General features: G+C 42.5%; 11 protein-coding genes. 3 read left to right on the plus strand and 8 right to left on the minus strand.

Translation table 11 applies throughout. The annotated features are described in order from the left end of the window. Window positions 1-60: 60 nt before the first annotated feature. The 3 genes from AAIH57_RS06855 to AAIH57_RS06865 all read right to left on the minus strand — a co-directional run bounded on the left by AAIH57_RS06855 (window position 61) and on the right by AAIH57_RS06865 (window position 5,194). Entirely contained in the window at window positions 61-1,644 is a 1,584-nt protein-coding gene (locus AAIH57_RS06855) for a glycosyl hydrolase (protein WP_246311100.1), read from the minus strand. 224 nt (window positions 1,645-1,868) lie between these two features. Further along, window positions 1,869-3,416, minus strand: a complete 1,548-nt coding sequence (locus AAIH57_RS06860; protein WP_430021043.1) for a response regulator transcription factor — start codon at window positions 3,414-3,416, stop codon at window positions 1,869-1,871. Beyond that, window positions 3,416-5,194 carry a cache domain-containing sensor histidine kinase gene (locus tag AAIH57_RS06865; RefSeq protein WP_430021044.1) on the minus strand — a complete coding sequence of 593 codons (1,779 nt, stop codon included), beginning with the start codon at window positions 5,192-5,194 and terminating at the stop codon, window positions 3,416-3,418. The genes AAIH57_RS06860 and AAIH57_RS06865 overlap by 1 nt, the downstream gene beginning before the upstream one ends. Window positions 5,195-5,461: 267 nt before the next feature. On the opposite strand from AAIH57_RS06865, the gene AAIH57_RS06870 reads away from it, so the two are divergent. The 3 genes from AAIH57_RS06870 (at window position 5,462) to AAIH57_RS06880 (ending at window position 7,349) form a co-directional block, all read left to right on the plus strand. Further along, window positions 5,462-5,734, plus strand: a complete 273-nt coding sequence (locus AAIH57_RS06870) for a hypothetical protein (protein WP_430021045.1) — start codon at window positions 5,462-5,464, stop codon at window positions 5,732-5,734. A gap of 194 nt (window positions 5,735-5,928) precedes the next feature. Then, window positions 5,929-6,117, plus strand: a complete 189-nt coding sequence (locus AAIH57_RS06875; RefSeq protein ID WP_430021046.1) for a hypothetical protein — start codon at window positions 5,929-5,931, stop codon at window positions 6,115-6,117. Between the two features lie 329 nt (window positions 6,118-6,446). After that, window positions 6,447-7,349 carry a dihydrodipicolinate synthase family protein gene (locus AAIH57_RS06880; RefSeq protein WP_430021047.1) on the plus strand — a complete coding sequence of 301 codons (903 nt, stop codon included), beginning with the start codon at window positions 6,447-6,449 and terminating at the stop codon, window positions 7,347-7,349. A 239-nt stretch (window positions 7,350-7,588) separates the two neighbouring features. Here the strand turns inward: AAIH57_RS06880 and AAIH57_RS06885 are convergent, their stop codons facing one another. The 5 genes from AAIH57_RS06885 to AAIH57_RS06905 form a co-directional block, all read right to left on the minus strand. Continuing rightward, on the minus strand, window positions 7,589-8,731 hold the full coding sequence (locus AAIH57_RS06885; protein WP_430021048.1) for a foldase protein PrsA: 1,143 nt from the start codon (window positions 8,729-8,731) through the stop codon (window positions 7,589-7,591). A gap of 481 nt (window positions 8,732-9,212) precedes the next feature. After that, the gene (locus AAIH57_RS06890; protein WP_430021049.1) at window positions 9,213-10,241 is read right to left on the minus strand and encodes an alpha/beta hydrolase family protein; all 1,029 of its coding nucleotides are present in this window, start codon (window positions 10,239-10,241) and stop codon (window positions 9,213-9,215) included. Window positions 10,242-10,274: 33 nt separating this feature from the next. Then, window positions 10,275-10,916 carry a GNAT family N-acetyltransferase gene (locus AAIH57_RS06895; protein ID WP_430021050.1) on the minus strand — a complete coding sequence of 214 codons (642 nt, stop codon included), beginning with the start codon at window positions 10,914-10,916 and terminating at the stop codon, window positions 10,275-10,277. After that, window positions 10,913-11,713: a MerR family transcriptional regulator gene (locus AAIH57_RS06900; RefSeq protein ID WP_430021051.1), complete on the minus strand. Its 801-nt coding sequence runs from the start codon at window positions 11,711-11,713 to the stop codon at window positions 10,913-10,915. Before AAIH57_RS06900 ends, AAIH57_RS06895 begins: the two co-directional genes overlap by 4 nt. A gap of 378 nt (window positions 11,714-12,091) precedes the next feature. Continuing rightward, window positions 12,092-13,075, minus strand: a complete 984-nt coding sequence (locus AAIH57_RS06905; protein ID WP_430021052.1) for an alpha/beta fold hydrolase — start codon at window positions 13,073-13,075, stop codon at window positions 12,092-12,094. Window positions 13,076-13,471 lie beyond the last annotated feature (396 nt).

Consider the following 13,471-nt stretch of genomic DNA (forward strand, 5'->3'; position numbering starts at 1 on the left):
GATTCACTCCTGTTAAACTAGATTGTTTCTGCTCAATAATAAAATCTATTCCACTTCGATTTAGGGACTGCCATACAATCCTTCGGGAAGTTCATCTAGCGTGATTACGTTGTCATGATTGTATACCTTTTTCAAATATTCCTTTGTATTCGTTTTTCCGTCGCGCAGATAATCTCCAGTCCAGGTATTGAAAAAGCTCCAATGTGCGCCGTAAGTCTTCAGCAGATCAGGATCCGGAATAGGTCCGTTTTCTGCGAGCGCTACAAGCTTTTTGTGCTTGCTCAAAAACAAAAGATCATCATACTTGGAAATGTTCGGGCTGTGATCGCCCGCTGGATTGTAAACGTCGACACTTACAATGTCGACCATATCATCGCCCGGGTACCACTCCTCCTTCACAGAGTTCCATACCCAAATGAGATTGTTTAACTGATGGTGATCGGTCAAACGTTGGTACATTAGTCTATATAATTTTTTGGCAGGTTCGGGCCCTTTGGCTCCCCACCAAAACCAGCCGCCCTCTGCCTCGTGCAGCGGTCTCCAAAGTACGGGAATGTTATGATCCTGCAACCGCTTCAACTGAACAGCGATGGCATCAATGTCTCGAATTAAAAGCTTGTAATCTTCCGATTCCGGATGATTCAGGGCATATTCTACATCGAAGGACGTGAACTCGGTATTAAAACCTCGCCACCATTCGCGTCCCGGTTCGTTGCCGCCTATTCCCTTCGGGGCATTCCAATGCCAGCTTAATGACACTATTCCTCCACGTTCGTACCATTCAATCATCTTCTCCACCTCGTTTGAGGTGCTTCCGTTTTCTACACGGGATGGAGAATAATCCATCAAATCACTGGAGACCAGCGCAGGGAGTTTTCCTGTCTGCTTGTAGATCCACTTCGCATCTTCTAGTGTTTGCTGTCCTGAAATTATATTCTTTCCATACTGGCTGGTCATAAAATTCAAGAGTGCCTTCGCTTGCGGAGTTGCTTTAGAGTTACTTATTGTGTCCATCTTTATATCCTGTTTGGATATGTTGGGATCGACATGATCCAGTTTTATATACTCAATGCCATAGTATCCCCATCCTCGTAAGAGTTGGATGGAGTTGCTGCCCCGGTTCAGAAGCACTTTTGTCACCTTTTTTTCAGCGCGGACCTTCCCTGGGTTGGGAGCATTCAGCGTCAATTCACCAGCTCCCGAACCATTCACTTGTATGGAGGTTGTTTTATCTCCATTCCCTTCAGGAATGTAATATCCCAAACTCAACTCATAAAGACCATCTTCCGGTGCTTCAACCTTGAATGTAGCGCTTCCTTTAGTTGTATGATCCTCTTCGAAAAAATAAGAAATGTAACCTTTCCCATCATATGCATTGTCCTCAGCTTTGGCAGTTGTCTCGTCCCGTTTCTCAATCCCGTACCCTTCTAGCTGGGCATCTTTAAATGTTACTATTAATGCTTGTGCTTGATCTGGAAAAGGTTCAGGTTCAACAACAAATCCCGGTACCGTAATGGCTGCTTCCACCCTGGAATGAGTGAAACTCGACATGATGATGCTCAACAAGAAAATGGCCGATCCTAACATTAAGTAGGTTTTATTCGACGCTGCACACCTTATATTTGAATCTGATTTTGCCTTCATTTTATGCCTCCCCTCGCATTCCTGTTATCGCTTTCAATTGTTATGGTCCCTCCTTTCGTATCAACTATATTGGCTTAGGAGGCTCTCGGACATATCACAAATTTTAAATCCTTTCATTCTAAAATTCTTTGTATTTTCAGAAAATCAGATTTCTTTTCATTTAGAAATTAGAAAACTCCCCTACTGTTCATTTACTTCCGTTAGTAGAGGAGCTTTGTTCAAGGTTATTCTTTTTTTTGATAAAAAGAAGGTGACTCCCCTTCTAGCTTCTTGAATTTGGTGTAGAAATAATTGACGTTTGAATATCCTACTCTTTCAGCCACTTCGTAAACCTTCATATCCTGAGCCAGTAATTCTTTCGCTTTTTGAATCCGTATCCGATCCAGATAGGCGTTGAAATATTCCCCCGTGTAACTTTTGAAGAGTTGGCCCAGATAGGAACTACTGTAGTTAAACAATACGGCAAGCATTTCCAATCTTAGGTTATCCCCATAGTGCCGATCTATATAATCCAGCAATCGCTTCATTTCATTGTCCTTACTATTATAATCTGCGCATCGAGCGAGCCTCTCCATAACAACAGAAATACGGTCTACGAGATCCCGAATATATCGGGAATGATATACTTCAGCAAGGAATTGGGCTGGCTCTCCCGGATAACCGCTTAGAGACCAGACACGGGAATGAATTTTCCGAACCGTTTCATTAGCAAGGTAGAAGAAACGGTCACGGATCTCCTTTTCATCGGCCTGATTAGCTGCTTGTTGTAATGCTATTTCGTTTAAAAAAGATGAGATCGCACTTGCATGCCCAACATCGACCAGATAATGCAGCCTGAAAGCCTCTTCCTCCTTATTTGATAGAGATAATACTGAAGTTTGAACAATTTCTTTTTGATAGGTTTCCGGTGTTTCCTCCGTCAGCAGCCTCCCTCTATCATAAAAGAAACTACGCTCCAGAAGGGATCGTGCAGTTCTGAAAGAATGAATGATTTCATCTAAAGACCGAACAGGCTGGCCTATCGCTACGTCCATTTCAAATCGAAGTTCTCCTGATAATAGCTGGAGATTCTTGTGAAGTTCAGACCATCCCAATTCACCGACAGGAGGATCACCAAGCAGCAGGACAATGTATGGAGCAAAATATAAAACGATCCCATGACGTTCCGAAGCATACGTTCTACTGAGTACATCCTTGAAGTTATGAATCTGTTCGCTTTCTTCTTGATGTGACCCTGAAAAACCAATTAAAAGGATTTGATATGTTTTCCAGCTCGCCTCAAATGAGTCTGACCATTCACCTAAAATGGAATCCTCTGAAGCAGAATTACCGGTTAGTAAAGAATAAAGTATCCATTCTGGCGTATTTGTCTTTTGTAACAAACTTTTTTTCTGCACGTTGGAGAGCTGTTCATGAATCTTTTGAAGCGATGCTGAAAGTTCTTCTTTGTTAACAGGTTTGAGCAGGTATGCTTCGACACCTAATTGAAGAGCTTGGCGCGCATACTCAAAATCGGCGTAACCACTGAGTATAATGACATGACTGGACCAGCCCCCCTGACGGATCTCCTGAAGGAGTTCAAGTCCGTCCATACCCGGCATACGTATATCCACCAACAATACATCGGGTATGGTTTCTTCAAATATCCGAAGTGCTTCGTGTCCACCAGCTGCCGTTCCAATCACTTCGAACCCCAAATCCCTCCATGGTATTAAAGTCTGCAACCCCAACCGCAGTTTTGGTTCATCATCAACGATTATCACTGAGAACATTAGGTTCCACTCTCCTTCGGTATGCAAAATGCGATGCTGGTGCCTCTCCCCTCGATGCTATTAATTGTGAGCCTAGATGCTGTACCGTAAGTGAGTTCCAATCGGTCATTTACATTACGAAGACCAATACGATTACCAGATTCATCGGAGGTCATTAACTGTTTTGTTAATTCGTTCATCTTCGTTGGAGAAATTCCAGCACCATCATCTTGGATCTCCACGAATAACGTACCTTGAACGTTAAGCTTCGTTCGAATAGTGATCAGTGTTGGCCCCTCTTTGCGATCTAATCCGTGGATTATCGAGTTCTCAACCAAAGGTTGAATGATAAGTGGAGGAATTTCAATGTGTTCACTTGCTGGGTCGATTTCCATAATGTATTGAAGTCTGTCTTCATATCGGAATTTTTGAAGTTCCAAGTAACAACGAACCATAGTTAACTCATCTGAAAGTGGGATCTGGCGACTTCCGACCTCTAAACTATTTCGGATCAGCGTGCTAAGCTGCCAAACGGCCTGGGCTAACCCCTCTTCCCCACGAAGATGTGCTTCCATTCTAATCGACTCAAGCGTATTAAACAGGAAGTGGGGATTCACCTGGCTAGCCAGCATCTTGAATTTGATGTCATTTTGTTTTTGTAGTAATAACTGTTTCTGCTGATTGCTTTCCTCCACTTCGTACATCAGTTCACTGATCCGATGAACCAGTTCATTGAATTGTCTGGAGAGTTGTCCGATCTCATCTTTTCCGTCGAGGTCAAGATAAGTATCCCAGGATAGCGTACCTACTCGGGACATGTGTTTACTAAGTCGAAGCAATCTCCTCGCGATAAAGGATGCCGAAATATATACAAGCACAACTGCGATGATTAGACATCCGCCTATAACCAGAGTAGCCAATCGAATGATAGCGTTTGCATCATGTAGAATGTCAGATACCGTAAAAACGGAAATGATACGTAGTCCATTCCAGCTATTCTGTGGAGTTATGTTTGCTATGACCACCTTCGAATTTTTTCCATCCATGACAGCTTCATAGCTGCCCTGTGTTTGAGACAGCATATTACTCCCAGCATGCACAGAGGCAAGGTTTTTACCGTAAAGGTTAGCCCGGTTGGCTGCCACGATATTGTTGTTGTTATCCACGATCATCGTTGAAAAGGTCTCTTGGGATAGAATGGAGTTTAGCAAATCAGAATTCACATTAATCACCAAAACACTTTCATTTTTCAACTCATCCAGATTGATTTTTCGAACCAGACTTAGATACTGTTTATGATCACGCTCATCCTGAATATAGTCCCACCCTGCAAGGCCCTTTTGACTCAAGGCAGCTCTATACCACTCAGACTGTTTCGTTTGAGCGTCTGGCTGCATAAATTCCCAGTTATTGAGCATCGTTGGATTGGATGTATATAACCGAATTGATTTTATTTCTTTATAAAGCCGCATATAATCCCGAATGTCAGTATATTGACGATAGGTTTGAATGACTTCGTTATAACTGTCATAACTCCGGCTTGCTATGGACTTCAATCGGTTATCATTGGAGAGTTGATAGGAAATATCAATAGCTACATTGATAACTTCCTCGGTCCTTTTCTGGACACGCTCTACGTTATTGGTTGCTTGTTCAAAGGCGTTCGTGATCATTACTTCCCTCAGTTTACTTGTTAGATAGATACCACTTACTAAAAGCGGGAGCACAGCCACAGTTATAAAAATCAATGATAGCTTACTTTTAAGTCTGATGTCATTTAGTATTCGGATAAAGCGCATAGCACGGTCCTCTTTCCTAAATATTGTTCTGATCTTAATCATGAATGAATTATATAAATATTTCTATCCTGATATCTCCTCTTAGCATAAGACCAAATGTACTCTTCTCTTTTTAGATAGTCAATGAGACATTTTAGATGAGATCCAACATAGTCCGATTGGATTAGATATCATTCTAATCTGCCAGTATGTAAGTTTGCTTGTTTGAAAAAGAGCAATGATGTCAATAATAAGTAACTAGATTGAGGTGCTTTAAGGAGTGATCCCATGCTAGGAAATATTATTTTAGGATTCATTATTCCGATTTTAGTAGGTGGTTATATCCTTAAAAATAACCTTAGGATTCTGTTGACGTATTTTCCACTGGGCATTGCATCCTCCGCTTGTATAAACAGTATTGGATTTAATTATTACTGGAATATACTCCCCAATACACATAATCAATCATTTGCCGCTCTCCCTATGGATCTTGGCTTGTATCCTATAGCAGGGTGCCTCATGATGTTGGTTATTTTAAAAAAAAGGCTAGGGCCTGGTTAGCTATACTAATTACATCATTTGTTTTAACGTTTCTGGAATGGTTGGCGAATGAAATGGGCAGAGTAATTTACTTTAATGGCTGGAACATGTATTGGACTTTTGTATCCTACTTTTTGCCTTTAGCTTCAGCATATGGATACAGCAAGTTGATCAATAAAGTCTTAAAATTTCTCAATGTTTAGGGGTATAAACCGATGGATGAGATTAATGCTTGGTTAAAGCAAATAGCACACAATTATCTCCTTATTGTAATCGCAGCAGTACTATTTTTTGTATTTAAGGCTTTAATTGGATTTTATACGTATAGGCATTATGATAAAAAACTGATGACCTTGATTCAGAAGGTGGATACTCTTCTTGAGGAAAAAAATAAACAAGAATAACTATACTTTCTGCACTGAAAGTTATCTCAAGTTGGCACGAAGCCCAGCAGCAACGCTGAAGGAAAGCCTTCAAGCTTTAATCAGGAAAAGCAGTCAGATTAACTGATAACATGTATTATGAAATACAAATTTCATTGTATACTCCCCTTCATCTAAGTCCTCTCACCATTAACCAAAATGAAATAGCAATGAGTACATTTTTATTGCATACCGCAATTATAATAAAATTGGCACTATAAATTGATTAATAATTGGCACTGTAAGTTAGTCCAATAAATTTCCTATAATCGATAATACTTCTTCACAATATGATTAAAGGAGAGAATTTAATGTTCCATGGACTATCTGCTTTTCCGCTAACTCCAATGAATGAAAGTGGAGTTAACGAAAAAGAATTTGTAAATCTGATTCAACGATTGGTTACAGCCGGAGTAAACTCCATCGGAGCGCTGGGATCGACGGGTAATTATGCCTATTTGAGCCGAGCAGAACGGCTTCGCGTTTTGCAACTTGCAGTCGATTCCGCCGATGGTATTCCTGTGATGACAAGCATAAGTGCGCTTCGCACGATGGATGTACTTCATTTAGCAGAAGACGCTCAAAGAACCGGAGCCGGAGCTGTGCTGCTTGCACCTGTTTCTTATCAAACATTAACAAATGAAGAGGTTTATTCGTTGTATGAACAAGTATCAAGTTTGCTCTCTATTCCACTTTGTATCTATGATAATCCGGCCACTACGCACTTTCATTTTAGCGATGAACTGCACGAACAAATTGCTAAACTTCCCTCTGTACGTTCAATCAAGATTCCTGGGGTTCCTTCTGATCCTGAGGCAGCAATAGTACGAGTTAACCGTCTTCGTAAACTCATTCCTTCTACTGTTACGATCGGGGTAAGCGGGGATCCGTTTGCAGTCACTGGCTTGAATGCGGGCTGCGAAGCCTGGTATTCCGTTCTGGGCGGCTTATTTCCTAAAACGTGTTTGAAAATGGCCCAGTTGGTACTCGACGGTAGTAAAGACGAAGCAAATCAACTATCAGCACGACTTGAACCGATCTGGGCGCTATTCCGTCAATATGGAAGCTTACGTGTTGTTTCTGCAGCAGCAGAAATCAATGGCTTCATTTCAGGTCCCAGTCTCCCTCTTCCCTTACAACCACTGAATGGCTTGGTCAGGGATCAGTTGAAGTCCATACTTATAGAAATAACATCTATTGAAAGCTCTTGTTAATCTTCCAATCAGTTCTGATCCAGAGGATGAAAGAATGCTGCTTACTGTTTATTATAGACATCCATCTAATCCGTAATCGGAACAAGTTCTTGTTTCGACAAAATAAAAAAGCCGCTAAAATAGCGACTTCAATGAGATTCTTGTCCAGGTTAGCAAAGAAAAGAAACAGCTGACAAGTTTAAACCATACAATTCAAATTTGCCAGCTGCTCACTTGTTTTCATTCTACCATTATTAATATTATTCGTTTGGACTGGATTCTGTATCCTGAGCGGAATCTGCGGAATCTGCAGCATCTGCATTTTCCTCTGCTGGTTCAAGTGTGTTGGTAATGGTAGCATTTGAACGCAATTCCGTCATCCAATTGGTGCTCAGTTCACCGACTTGTTGTTCCACCAGTATTTTACGAATATCTTCCTTTTTATCTTCCAGTGTTGGATCTGTAGCTTTTTTATAATCGGTTTTCTTGATAATGTGATAACCAAAATCCGATTTAACCGGTTCACTGATTTCATCGATCTGCATGGAGAAAGCGGCTTTCTCAAATGGTTCTACCATTTCACCTTTCCCGAAAAATCCAAGATCCCCGCCGCTTGCTGCAGAAGCTGTATCGGTGGATTTTTCTGATGCCAGGGTTGCAAAGTCTGCTCCTTCATCCAATTGTTTCTTGATCTCATCAGCTTCTTCTTTCGTTGCCACAAGGATATGGGATGCTTTTACCTGCTCCGGAGTTGCGAACGTCGCTTTGTTTTCCTCATAGTAAGCACTGATATCCTCATCTTTTACTGTCGTTTTCGGCTCAAGTATTTTACGGATTTTCACTTGTACCTCCGTATTTTTCTTGAGCGAATCCATTGTCATACCTGATTGAGAAAGCGCCGTGTTAAGGCCTTCTTCACCGCCATATTGGGTCTTTAGTGATTCAATCTCGGCATTCACATCTTCATCCGTAACAGACACTTTAGCCTTTGCGGCCTCTTGGTCTATCAATTTCATCGTAATCATGCTGTTTAATGTACTCTCACCTCCGAGAGATACCAATTCATTGTATAGCTCGTCCTTTGAAATGTCAGTCCCATTGACCGAAGCCACAGCCTCCCTGCCCCCACCAAATGGTGGATATACGATTACAATGATAAGTGCAGCAGCAAGAATTCCCGAGATTATCATCCAGACCACACTACTTTTCCCTTTAGGCGTCCGTTGATTCTCCTCTTTTAGCATTTCCGGTACCAAAGTTGTTTCTTGCTGTGTTTCTTGCTGTGTTTCTTGCTGTGTTTCTTGCTGTGTTTCTTGCTGTGTTTCTTGCTGTGTTTCCTGCTCTTCTGTCAACGAATCCTTCATTTCTTCTTCATTGTCTTGCGACGGCTTGTTATTATCCATTAAATGTATAATCCCCCTTCGGTCTTTTCCATATTAAATATAAAGTATTTAGAAAATAAAACCTTAAAATAATATAAAAAATCTCATATTCATATGAATTCGTTTCAACTCTATGATTCATTTCATTATGCGAAAGTGTTTGAGCCAAAAGCGAAAGTGACCCGGATCCTTTTCGGCAATGATCGAGGTTCTTGTCTTTAATTCAGGTAAAGAGCTGGGTTCTTCCTTAAAACTAAAAAAGTCGCTAAATCAGCGACTCTCACTGGGACTATGTTTTTGTCTCTCATTCCTAAATTCACCACTCCAGCGATTATTATGACACGTTCAATTGACTTGTTTTTCACTGCAGAGTACAGCTTACAGTTGACCATGATCATACCAAAGATCGTAATGGATTTTGAAAGATCCAGGCCGACTTCCTCCCGCTAGGCAGCTTCAGTTCCATGTCTTTCCCTCCTGATATAACCTATAACTTTTCACTTTAATGCTGCGGATCTTGAATGGGTTGAGCATGTTTCAAAAAATCTGTAATCTCATCCATGTACCCCTTCGCCGTAATGTTCCTCGGCGCAAACAAGCTGATCAATAACGCACGTGTCGACGAATCGGCAGTCGAGGTGGAGAGCATGGAGTGCTCCGTGTCGTGCAGCACTTTGACTCGCAGTAATTCGGATGGTGATACACGTTCCCTGTAAACCTTCTCTGTTTCTTTCACATCTACGTTAATATCTTGATCACCGAGCAGAAGCAGAACTGGAGAGCTAAAATTCACAATATCGTTTGTAGCATCAGCAGTATAATTCTGACTTACAAACGTCCAACGTTCCCTGGACATGGCATTTTTTTGGCCCGCAACGCTCACATATTCATCATAAGAGCTCCCAGCCTTTAACAGATCCTTAATTCGGTTATCGTCGATCACCTGCTGCTCAATCTCACTCAAAGATCGTCCTTCCTTCGCCATTTGTCTGCGCGTATTGTATTCTCCCTGCGTAAGCCAGTTGATTGCAGGAGAAACGAGAATGCTAAAAGCTAGCTCTTCTTTGCCGGCTAGTTTAGGAATAACCCACCCTGCCTGGCTTGCCCCCCATACGCCTATGCGATCCACGTCAATTGATGGTTGCTGCCTCGCCCAGGCTAACGCATGCTCCGCTTCCTCCACCCGATCATCCATACTCTGGTCTAACCAGTTGCCTTCCGATCCACCGATGCCCCTCTTGTCTAGCGAGAGTGAGGCATAGCCAAGCGCAGCAAGCCGCTCCCAGAGCGGTTTATAACCATCATCGTGTGTCGCATCGATTGGGCCGTCTCCATGAATGAACAACACTAGACCAACCTTGCCGTTATATTTCTCGGGTAACGTTAGTACGCCCGTCAGTTTGCCTTGAGGCGTATCCATCTCCACAGCTTGTTGGACCATATCAAAGCTGTTCTGCTGTAAAATATACGCGCCGGTTCCTCCCAACAGCAGCAGGATGATCAGGAGCGAAATTCCCCATTTCTTTTTCATCTCTCCTCTGCATTCCTTTCTACGCAAGGATGTCTACCCTTCATGAATCATGTAATTCCACTCTTGCTCGCCAAATAACCACGCCATGAAACGGCTGCGCTGGACGTCCTTTGTACGGAATCCCATCCGTTCATACAGGCGTTTGGCTCCAACGTTGCTGCCCGACACATGCAAGCTTGCATATCGGATTTCCGCCCTTGATGCTGCTTCGCGGAGGACCCATTCCAGCATCGTCCTGCCTACACCCGCTCCCCGAAAGCGTTCATGGACAGTTATGTCAGCAATATACAATTCGCCACGCACCGGGCGATGGCTCAAAAAGGCCAATCGCACAGAGAAACCTAACGCTTTTGCCCATCCGACTTCTTGAATCCCTTTCCACAAGAGGAGCAGGTCCACTGCTGTTTTACTTGGACGCGGATCACCTGAACGAACCTGAAACTGAAGTGACAGGCTGCCGACGACGGATCCTCCCTGCAGGGCAACGATACGCTCACTTCCTCCCCGTTGCTCAACCAACACAAGAAGCCTTTCTAACAGCCACTGCAACTGCGAGTTATTTAGCCCTGTCCCAAGTTGAAATTTGCTGCAAAATCCTTGTTGAAGCAGTTCGCTGACTGAGGCTTTGTGTTCCTCTTTCATTCGCTCCATTAGAATGGCAGAAATCGTGGTCATTGAATCTCCTCCCGTTTCCCAGCACCAATGCCGTTACGATCAATACGTGCAAGCAATTCGTAATGTATGCTTTCTTGGGTGAACAGAGACAGGTATGACTTTTCCACAAGGATTTGTGGTCCGGTTAAAATAAGTGAGCTGCTATCGGCGAAGGTCTGAAATTGATTGAAGTGTTGTTCCAAGCCTTCTTCGCCATGTAGCGAGAAATGGTAAGATAAATACTCGCCAGCTGGCAAAACCATGTCTCCTTCCGTGTCATGCACTTCCGTGCACAGCATTACGCGGCGTCCTCCCTTATACACGTAATGAATGTCCGCTTCAAACAACGCTGGCAGCGTATCCCCCTGCTGGACCAACATTCGAGCATCCAGTTCCGTCTCGATATCTGTCTCGAACCATGAAGACAGAACAAGCGGATCTCGTTGAGTAACTCGGAAGGAATCAGCCTCCTGTCCATAGCGTTCATTCTCATCCAATACCTTACAGATAAAATTGCTCAACTTTTGCAGGCGATCTATCTCGACTTTCATCTTGGAAACAGACTGTACAAGCAACCGCTGCATGTCGTCCGGCGTCCCTTCATCGTTCCAATCCCGGATGACTTGTACGGACAATCCCACCTTACGGAGGAGCAAAATATGTGCCAGCTGATACATCTCGTTGATGCTATACATCCGATATTGATTTTCATCGATATAGGACGGGAACAATACGCCTTTTTCCTCAAAATAACGAATTTGATGGACGGACACGCCCATCAGTTTTGCTAACTCGCTAATGGTGATTTCCTTTTTCATCGGTTTTTCCTCCCCCAGTTCCTTGAAAACAAGTTAAGCATATACCTTAGGTCAGACCTAAGGTCAAGTCATGAAAGTAAAACATAGAATTAGAAATCCAAGTGAGGCAATTTCGATTACGGGAGTAATGTCTCCTCTACTCTTAACATTTCTACTGTTGATATTTCTTACTATTAGCTACCTAAGCCTCTTTAGTTAGTCAGCATGGAATCGGTAACCGGGCCATGATCTTATCCTTGATCAGGACATGTTCTTATCGATAAACCAAAAAGCCGCTAAATTAGCGACTCTCATTGGGTTCAAGTTATGTTTTTTGTCTGGAAGCGTCTAATAACGACGGACACCCCTGGCTAACCTTCATAGCAAATGCAACTAAGGTCATTGCTTATCTTTAATATCTTTCAAGAATTTCAGGACAGCTTCGCTCATCTCCTTGGATTTGGTCCAATGAAGATAATGATGACCTTGTAAAGGGAGGATTGTACTCGCAGGATGATCGGTAAGTTGGGTTTGTAAAAAAGTGAATTGAGATCTCCCATCCTCACTTACCCTGCCATCGTCTCTTGTAAAAAACAATACGGGTATATCTGGTGGAAACGACATCTGAGCAGTTTTTCTTACATTGTCACCCAGTTCACTTGCCTCTTGAATAACATTTTTGTTGTAACCGTTCCATGCCGTCATTGCTTTGGTCATTGCTAAATTCTCGTCCGAGTAAGCACCTTCACTTGCAAGAGGAAGATAAGCACTACCATCCAAATATACAGCAAGTCTAGCTAACCCGATGGGCGCCGCATATCTCATATAACCCGGGATGGCCGGAGGGGATTCATTGAAATAAGCAAGGGCCGCTGGCAGCGTCGCGTCTATTCCAACAACCGCCTTAACCTCTTCAGGATACTCATGAGCATAGTACATGCTGTAAATCCCTGAAATAGAATGCGGCATTAATACATATGGCCCTTTGATATTTAATTGCTGCAATGCACTTCTTAGTTCCCCAACGATGTGCTCCACCGTTCTTTTCTTATCCGTCTTATCACTCCAGCCATATCCGAACGGCTCTAGGACGACAACTCTATTATGGTTGGACATTTCATTGATTAATGGTTCAAAGTCCAGCACAGGTGAGACTGTTCCCAGGCCGCTTAATAAGACAATAGTGTTGGGTCCGTTACCTTTTGTGTAGATATGCATCCGTTGATTCTCAATTTGTACATACTGACCTATAGCCGGGTATTTGTGCTGCTCTAACAGCTTCATGACATGATGAAAGCCGATCCAGATGAGTACAGTGGACAACATGACGAGAAACAGTCTCTTGAAGATGGTTAGAATCTTATTTTTCTTTTTGACAATCACGTAGTAGTTTGCTCCCTCCCATTCTTTTTACGGTAAAAAACGCCTCTATATAGAGTAATTTTGCCATGTTAAGTCTTTCAAACGTTTGCTGTTTTAATCTTCTATTGTGTATTTGATTATCCCCTTGGGAACGATCATAACCCTCCAGGCTTAAGACAAAGTATGGAGCAAGTTTAAGTTTAGTTTAAAGTTCTCATTTTTTGTTGCGCCATGAGCTTTTTTGTCCTTGATTTGATCTTTGTCAAAATATTTTTAAAATAAAAAGACAGCCGCAGCAAGGATTTTACTATAAAGTGAAGACTTAGGATCACGGATTGTATTAATAACATCCACAACCAAAAAGTCCGCAACAGACATCGAAACGAGGCTTCATTTTAAGGGATAAATGTACGATAT

It is taken from the genome of Paenibacillus sp. MABNR03 (assembly GCF_050455445.1).
Classification (GTDB): domain Bacteria; phylum Bacillota; class Bacilli; order Paenibacillales; family Paenibacillaceae; genus Paenibacillus; species Paenibacillus xylanilyticus.